Source organism: Streptomyces caelestis (genome assembly GCF_001279005.1).
In the GTDB taxonomy this organism is placed as follows: Bacteria; Actinomycetota; Actinomycetes; order Streptomycetales; family Streptomycetaceae; genus Streptomyces; species Streptomyces heliomycini.
Genome location: NZ_LGCN01000085.1, coordinates 25,595 through 41,472, shown reverse-complemented (window position 1 = coordinate 41,472; position 15,878 = coordinate 25,595). Strand labels below are relative to the sequence as shown.

The 15,878-nt window shown below is 72.5% G+C and carries 15 protein-coding genes; 9 read left to right on the top strand and 6 right to left on the bottom strand.

What is annotated here, in order from left to right:
• The first annotated feature begins 34 nt into the window (after nt 1-34).
• Nucleotides 35-1,150, top strand: coding sequence for a DUF2786 domain-containing protein (locus tag ADK41_RS08425; RefSeq protein WP_030828054.1), 1,116 nt, complete (start codon nt 35-37; stop codon nt 1,148-1,150).
• Between the two features lie 3 nt (nt 1,151-1,153).
• Here the strand turns inward: ADK41_RS08425 and ADK41_RS08420 are convergent, their stop codons facing one another.
• Both ADK41_RS08420 and ADK41_RS08415 read right to left on the bottom strand, forming a co-directional pair.
• Nucleotides 1,154-1,672: a DUF4232 domain-containing protein gene (locus ADK41_RS08420; protein ID WP_030828057.1), complete on the bottom strand. Its 519-nt coding sequence runs from the start codon at nt 1,670-1,672 to the stop codon at nt 1,154-1,156.
• Nucleotides 1,673-1,750: 78 nt separating this feature from the next.
• Nucleotides 1,751-2,224: a hypothetical protein gene (locus ADK41_RS08415; RefSeq protein WP_167353459.1), complete on the bottom strand. Its 474-nt coding sequence runs from the start codon at nt 2,222-2,224 to the stop codon at nt 1,751-1,753.
• Between the two features lie 479 nt (nt 2,225-2,703).
• On the opposite strand from ADK41_RS08415, the gene ADK41_RS08410 reads away from it, so the two are divergent.
• Nucleotides 2,704-2,988 (top strand): DUF397 domain-containing protein, encoded by a 285-nt coding sequence (locus ADK41_RS08410; protein ID WP_030828063.1) that lies wholly within the window; start codon nt 2,704-2,706, stop codon nt 2,986-2,988.
• A gap of 111 nt (nt 2,989-3,099) precedes the next feature.
• Here ADK41_RS08410 and ADK41_RS08405 read toward each other — a convergent pair whose 3' ends face one another.
• Complete coding sequence (locus ADK41_RS08405) at nt 3,100-3,597, bottom strand: ATP-binding protein (protein WP_030828065.1); 498 nt, start codon at nt 3,595-3,597, stop codon at nt 3,100-3,102.
• A gap of 408 nt (nt 3,598-4,005) precedes the next feature.
• Between ADK41_RS08405 and ADK41_RS08400 the strand changes: the two genes are divergently transcribed.
• The 3 genes from ADK41_RS08400 (at nt 4,006) to ADK41_RS08390 (ending at nt 7,092) form a co-directional block, all read left to right on the top strand.
• Nucleotides 4,006-4,830, top strand: coding sequence for a helix-turn-helix domain-containing protein (locus ADK41_RS08400; protein ID WP_051843208.1), 825 nt, complete (start codon nt 4,006-4,008; stop codon nt 4,828-4,830).
• A gap of 99 nt (nt 4,831-4,929) precedes the next feature.
• Nucleotides 4,930-6,390, top strand: a complete 1,461-nt coding sequence (locus ADK41_RS08395; RefSeq protein ID WP_030828071.1) for an aldehyde dehydrogenase family protein — start codon at nt 4,930-4,932, stop codon at nt 6,388-6,390.
• A gap of 60 nt (nt 6,391-6,450) precedes the next feature.
• Nucleotides 6,451-7,092: a PadR family transcriptional regulator gene (locus ADK41_RS08390; RefSeq protein WP_030828074.1), complete on the top strand. Its 642-nt coding sequence runs from the start codon at nt 6,451-6,453 to the stop codon at nt 7,090-7,092.
• Between the two features lie 36 nt (nt 7,093-7,128).
• Here the strand turns inward: ADK41_RS08390 and ADK41_RS08385 are convergent, their stop codons facing one another.
• Nucleotides 7,129-8,406 carry an ion channel protein gene (locus tag ADK41_RS08385; protein ID WP_030828076.1) on the bottom strand — a complete coding sequence of 426 codons (1,278 nt, stop codon included), beginning with the start codon at nt 8,404-8,406 and terminating at the stop codon, nt 7,129-7,131.
• A gap of 101 nt (nt 8,407-8,507) precedes the next feature.
• Between ADK41_RS08385 and ADK41_RS08380 the strand changes: the two genes are divergently transcribed.
• Both ADK41_RS08380 and ADK41_RS08375 read left to right on the top strand, forming a co-directional pair.
• Nucleotides 8,508-9,269, top strand: coding sequence for a MerR family transcriptional regulator (locus ADK41_RS08380; RefSeq protein WP_030828079.1), 762 nt, complete (start codon nt 8,508-8,510; stop codon nt 9,267-9,269).
• Between the two features lie 189 nt (nt 9,270-9,458).
• Nucleotides 9,459-10,364 carry a DedA family protein gene (locus ADK41_RS08375; protein ID WP_030828082.1) on the top strand — a complete coding sequence of 302 codons (906 nt, stop codon included), beginning with the start codon at nt 9,459-9,461 and terminating at the stop codon, nt 10,362-10,364.
• 123 nt (nt 10,365-10,487) lie between these two features.
• Here the strand turns inward: ADK41_RS08375 and ADK41_RS08370 are convergent, their stop codons facing one another.
• A complete protein-coding gene (locus ADK41_RS08370; protein ID WP_030828085.1) occupies nt 10,488-12,182 on the bottom strand; it encodes a threonine/serine exporter family protein in 1,695 nt (564 codons plus the stop codon).
• 138 nt (nt 12,183-12,320) lie between these two features.
• On the bottom strand, nt 12,321-12,812 hold the full coding sequence (locus ADK41_RS08365; protein WP_030828087.1) for an inorganic diphosphatase: 492 nt from the start codon (nt 12,810-12,812) through the stop codon (nt 12,321-12,323).
• A 79-nt stretch (nt 12,813-12,891) separates the two neighbouring features.
• On the opposite strand from ADK41_RS08365, the gene dacB reads away from it, so the two are divergent.
• Both dacB and ADK41_RS08355 read left to right on the top strand, forming a co-directional pair.
• On the top strand, nt 12,892-14,514 hold the full coding sequence (dacB, locus tag ADK41_RS08360; RefSeq protein ID WP_030828090.1) for a D-alanyl-D-alanine carboxypeptidase/D-alanyl-D-alanine endopeptidase: 1,623 nt from the start codon (nt 12,892-12,894) through the stop codon (nt 14,512-14,514).
• 225 nt (nt 14,515-14,739) lie between these two features.
• Nucleotides 14,740-15,873 carry a zinc-dependent metalloprotease gene (locus ADK41_RS08355; protein ID WP_030828092.1) on the top strand — a complete coding sequence of 378 codons (1,134 nt, stop codon included), beginning with the start codon at nt 14,740-14,742 and terminating at the stop codon, nt 15,871-15,873.
• Nucleotides 15,874-15,878: the final 5 nt, after the last annotated feature.

Below are 15,878 nucleotides of genomic sequence, written 5' to 3'. Positions count from 1 at the left end.
CGGGTGAACTCCCGGGACGTGGCACGATCGGCTCGTGAGTACGTCCAGCACCGTCGACCGGGCCTTCCGGGCCGCCCTCTACGACACCGGCGACACCGCCCTCGACACCGGCGCGTCCCTGCTCGCCGCCGACTCGGCGGCGGACGCCGAACTCGCCCGGCGGGGTGAGGAGTTCGTGGCGACCGCCTGGCGGCGCGGCTGGCAGCCCGCCGACGTCGTACGGATCGTCCGGCGCGAGCTGGACGACGTCCACGTACGGCTCGTCTCCGCGCTGATCCGCGCGCAGGCGCCGCGCGACGACCGCCCGCGCGGTCCCCGCTGGAAGGCCCAGCTCGACGAGCTGGGGGCGGACGAGGTCGCGCGCGGCGACCGGTTCGCCTACGCCACGGCCGCCCTGGAGCTGTACCGCCTGCTGCTGCGCCTGCCCGCCCTCGAACCCCTCGACGAGACGGCCGCCCCCGCCCCGCGGGACCGGCGGCCGGAGTCCCGCGTGCTCGGCCGCATCCGCGCGCTGCTGGCCAAGGCGGAGGCGACCGGGTTCCCGGACGAGGCGGAGGCGCTCAGCGCCAAGGCACAGGAGCTGATGGCGCGGCACAGCGTCGACGAGGCGCTGCTCGCCGCGCGGGAGCCCTCGGGGGAGACGCCGGGGGCCTGCCGGATCGGGGTGGAGCCGCCGTACGAACAGGCCAAGGCGGTGCTGCTGGACGCGGTCGCCGGCGCGAACCACTGCCGGGCCGTGTGGAACGAACCGCTGGGCTTCTCCACCGTGGTCGGCTTCGCCTCCGACCTGGAGGCGGTGGAACTCCTCTACACCTCACTGCTGGTGCAGGCCACCACGGCGATGACCAGGGCGGAGGCCGCGCAGAGGGCGGGCGGACGCAAGCGGACCAAGACCTTCCGGCAGTCCTTCCTCGCCGCCTACGCGCACCGCGTGGGCACGCGTCTGGCGGCCGTCGCCGAGATCCGGGTGAGCGACGACCTGCTCCCGGTCCTCGCCTCCCGCGCGGTGGCGGTCACCGAGCGGACGGACCGCCTGTTCCCGGAGACGACGACCACCCGGCTGCGCGGGGCGAGCGACGCGGCGGGCTGGGAGGAGGGCGCCCGCGCGGCGGACGACGCACAGGTCAGGGCCCGCCCGCACCTTCCCTGAGCGTCAGTCCCCCGCCTGCTGGTAGGCGCTCACGGAGATCTTGTGGCCGGACGGGCCGTCGGCCGCGACCGGGCCGTACGTCCAGCGGAAGCTCCGGGCGCCGGAGAGTTCGACCCGCAGCTCCTCGGCGTCGAAGGCGCCCTCGCCGGGCGCGCCGCGTTCGTAGGTGAGGGTGAACGACGCGGACTCGCCCTTGGCCAGGGTCAGCTTCTGGGCCGTGGCGCCCTCGGCCGGCGGCACCTCGACGGTGGCGGAGTCGCCGGCGCCGGCCAGCCGCACCTCGGGGAAGCCGTCCAGGGTGCAGGCGGCGCTCTGGTTGGTGAAGCCGACGGGGACCTCGCCGGTGTCCCCGGCGGCCGGTGCGACGCTCGCGGGTCCGACCTCCATGCTCACCGTGTCGACCGAGCAGGTGGTGCTCTCCCGCTTCCCGTCGCCGCCCCCGCCCCCGCCCGCGCCGCCGCAGGCGGCCAGCAGGAGCAGTGCGGCGAGGGCGGCGGGGACGGCGATCGGCCTGGTGCGCATGAGTGATCCTCGGGGTTCGTGGAGGTGCCCACCGGCCATCATCACGCACCCGCCGCCGATCCGCCCCGGGGGCACCCGTCAGGAGCCGAGCCCCGCCGTCGGCAGCCCCGTCGGGAGGGAGCCCCCCTCGGCCCTGGTGTACGTCTCGGTGCCGAGGGCGCCCTCCCAGGTGATCCTCAGGGAGTCCTCGCCGACGGAGTCGACCGTGCCGCTCGCCCGGTCCTCGGTGCCGTCGTCGCACTTCAGGCGGATGGAGTGGGTCCCGGCCCGCTCCCGCGCGGTGCCGCTGCACACGGGGCCGCCCGTGGCGAAGAGGGCGGCGTCCCCGCCGTTGACCATCAGGGCCACGGCCTTGCCGTCGGCGGTGGTGAGCCAGCTGCCCTCCAGCTCGCCCGCCGGGGCCGGGCTCGCACCGGAGCCCTCGGCGCCGCCACCGGAGTCCGCGGTCGCCGTGGCGGACGGGGTGGGACCGGCCGCGGAGCCGCCCGAGTCGCCGGATCCGCCCCCGCCGCACGCGGTCGGCGCGAGCGTGCCGAGCAGCCCCACGGCCACGGCCGCGACCCGTGCGCGCCGGGAGCGCCGGGAGCGCGACCCGCGCGATGACGGCGGTACGGGCCGGTACGTCACCGAAGCCTCCGAAGTCACTGCGACCCCCCTGGCTGTGGCCGGCCCCGTCGGCCGGACGACCGCCGTCAGCTAACAGGACCCACCCGGCGCACCACCAGCCTCCGTGACACACCTCGCACCGCACGGTCACGGCGCGTCGGTGAGCCGGCGCGCGGGGAAGGCGGAGGACACACAAGGGAACAGGAGGGAACACAAAGGCCCTCGCTCGCGTCTCTTAGGAAGCGGGGTCCGGTGAAGCGTCCGTCACAGTGGGCGCCGTTCGATCGTCAGGACGGTAACCGCGGGAACACCCCGCGTGCACGTGCATCTGCTCATGCATCAGTACATGAACAAAGCTATGATCCGGGTCAATTGACTACTGCATCAATGGCCACACCAGCCAGTGCACCAGCGGGGAGCGACCTGTGGACCACGACGTGTACGACGGTGACGTGTACGACGGTGCCGACGCGTCCGGCGTGTACAACGGCATGGCGGCCACCAGGCTGGACGGCGTGGCCTGGCAGAAGAGCCGGCACAGCAACTCGCAGGGTTCCTGCGTGGAGTTCGCCCGGCTGCCCGGCGGAGAGGTGGCCGTGCGCAACTCCCGCTTCCCCGACGGCCCCGCGCTCGTCTACACCCGCGCGGAGATCGAGGCCATGCTGCTGGGCGTGAAGGACGGCGAGTTCGACCACCTGGTCGTCGGCTGACCGGCCCGCCGGGGCCGGAGCGCGGCTCCCGTGGCGCCCGGGAGGGGACCGGAACGGCTCAGGAGGCGCCGACACGCGGAGCACCGCGGCGCCCGGAAGCGCCGCGATGCGTCAGGCGCCGGGACAGAGGCGGCCGGCGGGGCGCGGGAGCCGGAACAGGGCCCAGACCACCTTGCCGCCGAGCGCGCCGGTCATCGGGTGCCAGCCCCAGCTGTCGCTGAAGGACTCGACCAGGAACAGCCCCCGGCCCGACTCGGCGGAGCAGTCGTCCGGCCCGTGCGTGACGGGGCTGTCGGCGCTGGGGTCGCGCACCGCGCACACCAGCCGCCCGGTCCACCGCATCAGGTGCAGCCGTACCGGCAGGTCCGGCGCCGCCGGCCGCGGGGTGTCGGCCGGCAGGCCGTGCCGCAGGGCGTTGGTGACCAGCTCGGAGACGACCAGGCACACGTCGTCGAAACGGTTCCCCAGGTCCCACCGGTCGAGCGTCCCGCGGGTGAAGTGCCGGGCCTCACGGACCGCTTCGTAGCGGGCGGGGAGGGCGCAGGAGGCGGCGTCGGACGTGGCCGCGAGGTTCAGCGGCGGAAGGCCCTGCCGTAACGGCTCGAGCATGGTCGATCCATTCGTCCCCATGCGAGGCACTCCCGGGAATTCGCGGTCGTAGCGAGGCGGCGGTGGTGCGGGGCCCATGGTTTCGGATGCGTACAGCAGATGCAAGGGCAGATGCACGTGCAGCTGACCGAAATCATCCCCGCCGTACTGGTTTGTTGGTCAATTTTTCCGTCATCTCCCCGTCCCCTCACGGCTGTTCCCTTGCCTCCTCGTTACTCCTCCCTTCTCCTCCCTTCTCCTTCCGTGCCCGTTCCGTGCCGCTTCCCGACCGGATCGATCGGCCGGATTCCGTTTCCGTAACCGCGCGAGTACTGCTCGAAGTGTTTTAGTGGCAGACTGCGGGCCCTGAAGACGTTGGGGAGGCTGGCGAACGTGAGCGCGGGAGAGCCGGGATCGGTGGTGCGGCGCATGCTGCTCGGATCACAACTCAGGCGACTGCGTGAGGCGCGGGGGATCACGCGCGAGGCGGCGGGCTATTCGATCCGCGCCTCCGAATCGAAGATCAGCCGGATGGAGTTGGGCCGGGTGAGCTTCAAGACCAGGGATGTCGAGGACCTGCTGACGCTGTACGGCATCACGGACGAGCAGGAGCGCCGGTCGCTGGTCTCCCTCGCCAAGGAGGCCAATGTGGCGGGCTGGTGGCACAGCTACTCGGACGTGCTGCCGAGCTGGTTCCCCACGTACGTGGGCCTGGAGGGCGCCGCCTCGCTGATCCGGGCGTACGAGGTGCAGTTCGTGCACGGTCTGCTGCAGACCGAGGAGTACGCCCGCGCGGTGGTGCGGCGCGGCATGAAGGGGGCGAGCGAGGAGGACGTCGAGCGGCGGGTGGCGCTGCGCCTGGAGCGGCAGAAGTACCTGGTCGCGGAGAACGCCCCCGAGTTCCACGTCGTCCTCGACGAGGCCGCCCTGCGCCGGCCGTACGGCGACCGCGCGGTGATGCGCGGCCAGCTCCAGCACCTCATCGACGTCTCCGAGCGGCCCAACGTCCGGCTGCAGGTCGTGCCGTTCAGCCTCGGCGGGCACTCCGGCGAGTCGGGCGCGTTCACCGTCCTCAGCTTTCCCGAGTCCGACCTGTCGGACGTCGTGTACCTGGAGCAGCTGACCAGTGCGCTGTACCTCGACAAGGCCGAGGACGTGGCCCAGTACGAGAAGGCGCTCAAGGAGCTCCAGCACGACAGCCCGGGTCCCGCGGAGAGCCGGGACCTCCTGCGGGGGCTGCTGCACATGTCCTGAGCGTGTCCCAACTCACATGAAACGTAAGTACGATGACATGTGGTCAGATCATCCAGTCGATCAGTGCTCCGCTGAGGCAGCGAGGGATTGAGGGATCACATGTCGTCGTACTTCACCGACCTGGCTCAGCAGTACATCGACGGTGAGTGGCGTCCGGGCACCGGCTCCTGGGACATCATCGACCTCAACCCGTACGACGACGAGAAGCTCGCGTCGATCACGACAGCCACGGTCGACGAGGTCGATCAGGCGTACCGGGCGGCCGCCCGCGCGCAGAAGCGGTGGGCGGCGACCAATCCCTACGCCCGCCGCGCGGTGTTCGAGAAGGCGCTCAGGCTGGTCGAGGAGCGCGAGGAGGAGATCGCCGGGGCGATCGTCGCCGAACTCGGCGGCACGCGTCTGAAGGCCGCCTTCGAGCTGCACCTCGCCAAGGAGTTCCTGCGCGAGTCGGTCCACCTGGCGCTGCGCCCCGAGGGCCGGATCATCCCCTCGCCGGTGGACGGCAAGGAGAACCGCGTCTACCGCGTGCCCGTCGGCGTCGTGGGCGTGATCAGCCCCTTCAACTTCCCCTTCCTGCTCTCCCTCAAGTCGGTCGCTCCCGCGCTCGCGCTCGGCAACGGCGTCGTGCTCAAGCCGCACCAGGACACGCCGGTCGTCGGCGGCTCCCTGGTCGCGAAGATCTTCGAGGACGCGGGCCTGCCCGGCGGTCTGCTCAACGTCGTCATCACCGACATCGAGGAGATCGGCGACGCCTTCCTGGAGCACCCGATACCGAAGGTCATCTCCTTCACCGGCTCGGACGCGGTCGGCCGTCACGTGGCCACCGTCTGCGCCTCCCTCTTCAAGCGCTCGGTCCTCGAACTCGGCGGCAACAGCGCGCTGGTGGTCCTCGACGACGCCGACCTGGACTACGCCGTGGACGCGGCGGTCTTCAGCCGGTTCGTCCACCAGGGCCAGGTCTGCATGGCCGCCAACCGCGTCCTGGTCGACCGGTCGGTCGCCGGCGCGTTCACCGAGAAGTTCGTCGCCAAGGTCACGTCCCTCAAGGCCGGCGACCCGCGCGACCCGGAGACGGTCATCGGCCCGGTGATCAACTCCCGTCAGGCGGACGCCCTGTCCGGCGTGGTCGAGCAGGCGCTCGCCGAGGGCGCCACCGCCCTGGTCCGCGGCGCGCGCAGGGACAACCTGGTCGAGCCGTCCGTCCTCACCGGCCTGCCCGCGGACTCGGCGCTGCTGCGGCAGGAGGTCTTCGGGCCCGTCGCCTTCCTCGTCCCGTTCGACGGCGAGGAGGAGGCCGTGCGTCTCGTCAACGACACCCCGTACGGCCTGAGCGGCGCCGTGCACACCGGCGACATCGAGCGCGGCGTGAACTTCGCCAGGCGGATCGACACCGGCATGTTCCACGTGAACGACGGCACCGTGCACGACGAGCCGATCGTCCCCTTCGGCGGCGAGAAGCACTCGGGCATCGGCCGCCTCAACGGCGACACCATGCTGGACGCCTTCACCACGGTGAAGTGGATCTCGGTGCAGCACGGCCGGAGCGGCTTCCCGTTCTGAGCGGGCTCCGAGCGGGCGGGGCGGCCCCGGGGCCGCTCCCCGGGGCCCTACGCTGGGCACATGTCAGTGATCCGTCTCCTGGTGCTCGGCGCGGTGCGCCAGCACGGGCGGGCCCACGGGTACCAGGTGCGCAACGACCTGGAGTACTGGGGCGCGCACGAGTGGTCCAACGCCAAGCCCGGCTCGATCTACCACGCGCTGAAGCAGATGGCGAAGCAGGGACTGCTGCACGCGCACGAGACCGCGCCGTCCACGGCCGGCGGCCCGCCGCGCACGGAGTACGAGATCACCGAGCAGGGCGCCGAGGAGTACTTCCGGCTGCTGCGGGAGGCGCTGACCTCCTACGACCAGAAGCCGGACGTGCTCTCGGCGGGGCTCGGCCTCATGGTCGACCTGAAGCGCGAGGAGGCCCTCGCCCTCCTGGAGCGGCGGGTGCGCTCCATCGGGGAGTGGCGCAGGACCGTCACCGAGTACTACACGCCCGAGGGCGGCCCCGGGCAGCTGGGCCACATCGGGGAGATCATGAACTTCTGGGTCCGCTCCGCCGACACCGGCGCCGAGTGGACCCGCGCCCTCATCGAGCGCATCCGGGGCGGCGCCTACACCTTCGCGGGAGAGGGCGAGCCGTTCGTCGGCGTCCTGGCCGAGGGCGAGGAGAACCCGTACGCGACGGGGGAGCGGCACTCCGGGGACGACCGGTGACCACGTTCGGCCAACGCGGGGCGGGGCGGGGGACGGTCACCGCACGGCCGTCCCGTCCGCCCGGAGCTGCATGTGCGGGCGGCCCGTCACCAGCAGCCAGGCGGGCAGGGAGGCGATGCACAGCAGAGTGAGCACCGACGGGGAGGCGACCAGGACGGCGGCGACGAACAGGCTCACCCAGCCCTGCCGGGTGATGGCCAGCAGGACCCCGAGCACTCCGGCCGACACGCCGATCGCCGGATGCACCCCCGGCACCAGCGCGTGCGCGCACAGTCCGAGCGCCGTGCCGACGAACACCGCGGGGAAGATCCGCCCGCCCCGGAAGCCGCACGACGCGGCGACGAGCAGCGCCGCCAGCTTCACCACCGTCATCGTGGCGAACTCGCCCGCCGACCAGCCGTCGGGGTCGCGCGCCAGAACCGCGATCTCGTCGAGCCCCTTGAACAGGGTCAGGTGCCCGCCCAGGGCCGCCAGGGCGCCCAGCACCACCCCACCGGCCGGAAGCATCAGCATCGGGTGCCGCAGCCGCGCGAAGGCCCCGTGGACGAACGGGAAGGCGTACACGGCGCACAGGCCGAGCAGCGCGCCCGCCGAGGCCACCACGAGGGACGCCAGCAGGTCGCTCCAGCCGGGCCGCCCGAACGGCGGCAGATGAAGGTCGAAGCTCGGCTCCGACACCAGCGAGACGGTGAGCGCGCCGGCCCCGGCGGCAGCCAGCGGCGCGAAGAGGCTGTCCCACAGCCGCCCCTTGACACGCTGCCCGGCCAGCGCCTCGGAGATGACCAGCGCGGCCGCGACCGGCGTGCCGAACAGCGCGCCGATCGTCCCGGCCTCCGCCAGCGCCACCCAGGCGCGTTCCCGGGTCCGCGGGAAGGCCCTGAGGCCCACCCGGACCGCCAGCGAGACGTTCACCGCGATGATCGGGTTCTCGGGCCCCAGGCTGGGCCCGCCGGCCAGCATGAGCGCGGTCGCCAGCAGCAGCCCCGGCAGCACCGCGGGCGGCAGCACGGGCGCGTCGAGACCGGTGGTCGCCGGATCGGGGCCCGCGTGGCCCGGTACCTTCCACACCACCAGCCCGACCGCGATCCCGGTGGCGACGAGCATCACGAACATCCACGGCACGGAGTACCCGCCGATGCCGAGGGCGTCCGGCACGTCCTGCCAGAGCACGTCCTGCAGCTCCCCGGCCGCCGTGCCGACCCCCACCAGGACCAGGCTCGCCACCACGCCCACGAGCAGCGCGGGCACGATGGTCGGCAGCAGGGCGCGTGCCGGGGCGGCGGGGGGTGCCTGCTGTGCGCTGTCCTGGGCCACGCGCACACGATAAGCGGACGAGTCGGTCAAATCGATCACCGGCTTGCACCTCACGTGGCGTGAGGTCCCAGGCTGGAGCGCACACCCGGAAAGGAGCGGAAGTGAGCTACTCCGTGGGACAGGTCGCCGGATTCGCCGGCGTCACCGTGCGCACCCTGCACCACTACGACGCCATCGGCCTGCTCGCTCCCGGCGGACGCAGCCACGCGGGGCACCGGCGCTACAGCGACGCCGACCTCGACCGGCTGCAGCAGATCCTGTTCTACCGCGAGCTCGGCTTCCCGCTCGACGAGGTCGCCGCCCTGCTCGACGACCCGGCCGCGGACCCGCGCGCGCACCTGCGCCGGCAGCACGAACTGCTGACCGCCCGGATCGAGAAGCTGAAGAAGATGGCGGCGGCCGTGGAACACGCCATGGAGGCACGCACGATGGGAATCGATCTCACGCCCGAGGAGAGGTTCGAGGTGTTCGGGGACAAGGACCCCGAACAGTACGCCGACGAGGCGGAGGCGCGCTGGGGCGGCACCGAGGCGTACGCCGAGTCGCAGCGCCGCGCGGCGAGCTACACCAAGGAGGACTGGAAGCGCGTCCAGGCCGAGGTCGACGACTGGCAGGAGCGGTACACCGCCCTGGTGGCCGCCGGAGGGCAGCCGTCCGGCGAGGCGGCCATGGACCTGGCCGAGGAGCACCGACGGCACATCGGCACGTGGTACTTCGAGGTGCCGTACGAGATGCACCGGTGTTTCGCGGAGATGTACGTCTCCGACGAGCGCTTCAAGGCGTACTACGACTCCCTGCGGCCCGGTCTCGCCGAGCACCTCAGGGAGGCGATCCTCGCGAACGCCGCGCGGCACGCCTCCTGAGCGTCGTGGCCCGGCTCGCATCCGGGCCACGACCTGCACATTGCTTCCCGCCCCACGGCTCACGGCTTTCTCCGGGGCGGATCACAGGGCATCCTGGGTACCCCCGCGGAACCTGGGCCTCGACGGCTGCGTTCATAATTTGGGCAGCCAACCCAGCCCTTACCCCCCAGCTGCAGGAGCCACATCCCCGTGACCACGCTTGCGCTCGGCCCTGAGTGGCTGAGTCCGGACTACCTGATCGAGACCTTCAGCCTTCCCGGCATCCTGCTGATCGTCTTCGCGGAGTCCGGACTCTTCGCGTTCCTGCCCGGTGACTCCCTGCTGTTCACGGCGGGTCTCTTCGTGGCCGAGGGCACCTACATCAGCCAGCCGCTGTGGCTGGTGTGCACGCTGATAGTGCTGGCCGCCGTCATCGGCGACCAGGTCGGTTACATGATCGGCAAGTTCTTCGGACCCAAGCTGTTCAGCCGGCCGAACTCCAAGCTCTTCAAACAGGAGAACCTGGAGAAGGCGCACGAGTTCATGGAGAAGTACGGCCCCAAGGCGATCGTCCTGGCCCGCTTCGTCCCGATCGTGCGCACGTTCGCCCCCATCGTGGCGGGCGCCGGCCGCATGAAGTACCGCACGTTCTTCACGTACAACCTCATCGGCGGTGTCGCCTGGGGCTGCGGTGTCACCCTCGCGGGCTACTGGCTCGGCCAGATCGAGTTCATCAAGACCAACGTCGAGCCGATCCTGATCCTGATCGTCGTCGTCTCCGTGGTGCCGATCATCATCGAGTACCTGCGCGAGCGCGGGAAGAAGAAGCGCGCCGCCGCCGAGACCCCGGCCGCCGCCCCGCAGTACCCGGTCATGGACGACGCCACGACCCAGCTGCGCCGCATCACCCCGGCCGCGCCGCCCACCCCGCAGCAGCCCCGGCAGCAGCACTACGGCGACCAGGGCTACCCGCAGCAGCCGTACGGAGAGCAGGGTCACCCGCAGCAGCAGCCCCGGCGGCCGTACGACGGTCAGGGCTACCCGCAGCAGCAGCCCCAGCAGCCGTACGGCGACGACTACTACAACCAGCAGCAGCCGTACAACCGCGGTCACTGAACCAACCCAGGGGCGCGGGGAACCGCGCGAAAGGCCCTCACCGGCCCGCGGCCGCCGATGTGCACGAGGTCCCGGGCCGGACGGCGCCGAAACCTCGACGGCGCCCGCGCCGAAACCTCCGCGCTAGAACCCCCGCGTCCGCTTCGCGGCCCGCCGCTTCTCCGCGGACCCGATCCGCAGGAAGATCCGCGAGATCTCCGCCCCGAGGTTCACCCCGATCGCGATGGCCATGGCCAGCGCCACGGCCTTCGTGAGGGACGTCAGCCCCGATTCGACCTCGTTCTGGGCGATGCCCAGCAGACCGAAGTACGTGGCGGAACCAGGTAGCAGCGGCCCGATCGCCGCCGTGGTGTACGGCAGCGCGGACGCGAACCGGTACCGGGCCAGCAACTGCCCGAACAGACCCACGAGGCCCGCCGCCGCGGTCGTGGAGACCACCGGCGAGATGTCGCCCGTGTAGCGCATCGCGCCGTACACCACCCAGGCGACCCCGCCGTTCAGGGTCGCCATCAGCACGGTGGACCGCTCCTGCTGGAGCAGCACGGCGAAGGCCAGGGACAGCAGCATCGACGCGGCGATCTGCGACAGCGGGTCGTCGGAGACGCCGAGCTCCGCGTCCGGGTTCAGCTTGGCGCCCAGCTGCACGCCGAAGTACAGCACCGTCAGCACCCCGGCCACGATGCCCACGAAGAAGTACAGGACCTCCAGCAGGCGCGCGGACGCCGTGATGTAGAAGCCGGTCAGGCCGTCCTGCACGCCGGCCACCAGTGCCCGCCCGGGCAGCAGGGCGAACAGCCCACCGGTGATCACCGCGGACGCCTTCACGTCCACGTGCGCCACCGTCAGCGCCACCCCGATCGCGGCCGGCGGCGTCGCGGCCACCGTGAACTGGTAGAACTCCGGCAGTCCGCGACCCGCGCACAGCCAGGCCAGCCGGTCGCCGAGCATCGCGCCGACCGCGGCCGACACGAACACCAGGAAGCCACCGCCGACGAGCACCGACGCCGCGCCCGCCAGCAGTCCGCTCGCCGCGGTCAGCGTCCAGCCGGAGTACGGGTGCCGGTTGCGGCGGATCTCCGCCAGCCGCCGGTAGGCCTCCTCCAGGGAGACGTGCGTCTCGTCGTCGCTGAGGTCGTCCACCAGCTGGTAGACGGCCGCCAGCCGGGTGTAGTCGGGGCTGCGGCGCCGCACCGTGCGCGACGCGGTCACCGGGTCGTCGACCAGGGACGGCTGGTGGGAGATCGACAGCAGGGTGAACGTGACGTTGGGCTCGCAGCGGTCCAGGCCGTAGGAGCGGCACACGGCGAACATCGCCGCCTCCACGTCCTCGGCGCCCTCGCCGCCCGCCAGCAGCAGCTCGCCGATGCGCAGGGTCAGGTCGAGCACGCGCGGCACGGCCGGACCGGCCTCGTCGTGCCGGTGCACCGGCTCCGGAGCCGGCCGCTCGGTCACCGGCATGCGCAGCATGGTGCGCATCCGGTCCTGCCACGGCACGTCCTTGGCCAGGCTGACCAGCGGGATCCCGCTCGCCGGGGTGAACGCCGCGGTCTGCTTCGCCCCGTAGGTGCTCGGCGTGCTGAACGCCGACCCCTCCGTCCCGTCCGGGGGCGGCGGGGCCACGTCCAGACCCTCCGGGAGGGCGAACTCGGAGGTCGTCTCGGACTCCGTACCGGTCCTCGGGACGGCCAGCCCCTGGGGGACGGCGAACTCGGACGTCGTCGACGACTCCGACTCGGCCGGCGCCGCGACACCGGTGGGAGGCGCGAACACGCTCCTCGCCTCGTCCGACTGCGGCTTGCGGCCCTCCGCGTCCGTCACCTGCTCCGCTCTCCCTTTACGACACCGTCCGTGGGACCGTCCGTAAGCCTGCCCCGTACAGCCTCAGTATGCGCACGCACGGCAAAACGGGCCGCACGCGCGCGTGCGGCCCGTTCCTGCGTCGCGCAGCGGGAGGGCTCAGTGGCCGCCCGTCTCCTTGAAACGCTTGTAGGACCGCTCGATCTCCGCCTCGGCGTCCACCCGGCCCACCCAGTTGGCGCCCTCGACCGACTTGCCCGGCTCCAGGTCCTTGTAGACCTCGAAGAAGTGCTGGATCTCCAGGCGGTCGAACTCGGACACGTGGTGGATGTCCCGCAGGTGCTCCACGCGCGGGTCCGTCGACGGGACGCAGAGCAGCTTGTCGTCGCCGCCGGCCTCGTCCGTCATCCGGAACATGCCGATCGCGCGGCAGCGGATCAGGCAGCCCGGGAACGTCGGCTCGTCCAGGATGACCAGCGCGTCCAGCGGGTCGCCGTCCTCGCCGAGGGTGTTCTCGACGAAGCCGTAGTCGGTCGGGTAGGCGGTCGAGGTGAAGAGCCGACGGTCCAGGCGGATCCGACCCGTCTCGTGGTCCACCTCGTACTTGTTCCGCGAACCCTTCGGGATCTCGATCGTGACGTCGAACTCCACCGGACGCTCCTCCATGATCAGCACATAGTTCTGGTGGTTAAGTGTCCCTCACGCAGGTGTGTGATCGCGAAAGGGGCTGGTGGTCGTGCCAGAGCTGAGGCCTTGGCGGGCCGCGGCACCGCACGTCGTGCGGATCGCGGACGCCGTACGACCTCGTCTCACCCGGGCCGCGGAGACCGTACGGCCACGTCTGGCGCGTGTCGCCGCGGCCGTCGGACCACGGTTCGCACGGCCGGACCGACCGGGATCACCACGGGCCCCGCGGCCGAAGACCTGGCGGTTCACCGCGACCGCCGCCACCGCCGGTCTGGCGCTGGCCGCGGGTGTGGTGACCGCCGCCGGTCCCTGGGACTCCTCGGGTCAGCGTACGGCCGAGCGGGACCGGGCCGTGGCCCTGGACGTCGCGCGTGGCACAGATCACGGCGGCACCCGCGCCCACGCCGGTACGCCGCCCCGCGGATCCCAGGCCGCCCCGCCGGCCGTCTCCGTGCTCACCGGCCTCGGCGGAACCGCCACCACCGTGAAGTCGGCGCCCGGCCGCGAGGCCCTCGGCGCCGTCCTCGACCCGCTGCTGAAAAACCCCGCGCTCGGCAGCCGCTCCGCCGCCGTGGTCGACGTGGCCACCGGCGAACGGCTCTACGGCACAGGCTCCGAGGACGCGCTCACCCCCGCCTCGACCACCAAGATCGCCACCGCCGTCGCCGCGCTCTCCGCGATGGGCGCCGACCACCGCCTCACCACCCGCGCGGTGTACGAACCCGACACCGAGGAGGTCGTCCTGGTCGGCGGCGGCGACCCCACGCTCACCGCCCGCAAGGAGGCCCGGGGACTGGCGAGCCTGCGCGACCTCGCGGAGCGGACCGCCGCCGCCCTGGCCGAACGCGGGGTGCGCGAGGTGACGCTGTCGTACGACACGACCCTCTACAAGGGCGCCACCCTTCACCCGATCGGGGTCAACCCGAACATCGCCGCCGTCACCCCCCTCATGGTCGACGAGGCCCGCACCGACGACTCCACCAGCGGCCCGGCCCCACGGGCCGCGGACCCGGCGGCCGACGCCGCGCGGACCTTCGGCGGCCTGCTGGAGGAGCGCGGCGTCAAGGCCACGCCCCCCGGCCCCTCGAAGGCCACCGCCCGCGCCTCCACCCTCGCCACGGTCTCCTCGCCCCCGCTGGCCGCCCTCGTCGAGCGGATGCTGACCGACAGCGACAACGACCTCGCCGAGGCCCTCGCCCGCCACACCGCCCTGGCCACCGGCGGGAGCGCCGACCTCGCCGGCGCCGGCGCGGCGGTCACCGCCCGCCTGAAGCACCTGGGCCTCCCCCTGCAGGGGGCCGGCATCGACATCAGGGACGGCAGCGGCCTCGACCGGCGCGGCAAACTCACCGCCGGCCTCCTCACCGCCCTGCTCGTCAAGGCCGGCGACCCGGCCCACCCCGAGCTGCGCCCCGCCCTCACCGGCCTGCCCGTCGCCGGCTTCACCGGCACCCTCGCCGGCCGCTACACCGACGGCGCGGCCGGCGTCGTACGCGCCAAGACCGGCACACTCACCGGCGTGAACACACTGGCGGGCACGGTCGTCGACCAGGACGGCCGCCTGGTGGCCTTCGCCTTCCTGGCGAACGCCACCACCGACCCGACGGCGGCCCAGTCCGCCCTGGACAAGGCGGCCACCGCCCTGGCGGCCTGCGGCTGCCGCTGACCCCGAAAGGGGCGCGGGGCCGTGTCGGCATGCGGCTTGCCGCGTGGGCGCACGGGGGCCCGGGGGCGAAGCCCCCGGAGACGGGACGGGAAGGGGCGGCGGGGGCGGGAAACCGCAGGCGCGACGAACGGCACCGCGCCCGGCCGCCGCCGGCCCCCACCCCCGGTGCACCTCGGTCACCTCGCCGTCCTGCCCGAAACCCGGGCACTCACGTACCGTTGACGCATGACGAGCATCGGTGGTGCTGCTTCTTCCGGGATGGTCGACTGGAATCTCGCGGTCGCGACCGCGACCCGGCTCATGCGGCCGGGCCCCGACGTGAGCCGCGACGAGGCCCGGGCCGTCGTCGCGGAACTTCGCCGGCACGCGAAGTCCTCGGAGGAACACGTCCGGGGCTTCACTCGTCTGGGCACCGAGGAGACCCACGACACGCCCCTCCTCGTCGTCGACCGCCCCGGCTGGGTCCGGGCCAACGTCGCCGGCTTCCGCGAACTGCTCAAACCACTCCTCGACAAGATGCAGGAACGGCGCGGCACCGGCCCCGGCAACGTGGTCCTCGGCGCCGTCGGCGGCAAGGTCACCGGTGTGGAGCTGGGCATGCTGCTGTCCTTCCTCGCCTCCCGCGTCCTCGGCCAGTACGAGACCTTCGCCCCCGCCACCCGCGACCTCCCGGCCGGCGCGAACGGCGCCGGCCGGCTGCTGCTCGTCGCCCCCAACATCGTCCACGTCGAACGCGAACTCGACGTCGAGCCCCACGACTTCCGCCTGTGGGTGACCCTCCACGAGGAGACCCACCGCACCCAGTTCACCGCCGTGCCCTGGCTGCGGGACCACTTGGAGGGCGAGATCCAGTCGTTCCTGGGGGAGACCGACGTCGACCCCATGACCGTCCTGGAACGCGTCCGCGAGGCCGCCCAGTCGCTCGCCGGAGGCCGTCCCGAGGGCGAGGAGGGCGACGAGGGGCGCTCCCTGGTCGAGCTCGTGCAGACCCCCGCCCAGCGTGAGATCCTCGGCCGCCTCACGGCCGTGATGTCCCTGCTGGAGGGCCACGCCGACTTCGTGATGGACGGCGTCGGCCCCGCGGTCGTGCCGAGCGTCGCCGAGATCCGCGAGAAGTTCCAGCAGCGCCGCGCCAAGGGCGCCTCCCGCCTGGACATGGCCCTGCGCAAGCTGCTCGGCCTGGACGCCAAGCTCCGTCAGTACCGCGACGGCGAACGCTTCGTGCGCGCCGTCGTCGAGGAGGTCGGCATGGACGGCTTCAACCGGGTGTGGACCTCGCCCAACACGCTCCCCACCAAGGCGGAGATCGCCAAACCGGCGGACTGGATCACACGGGTGCACCGCAAACCGGAAGCCTGAGCCCC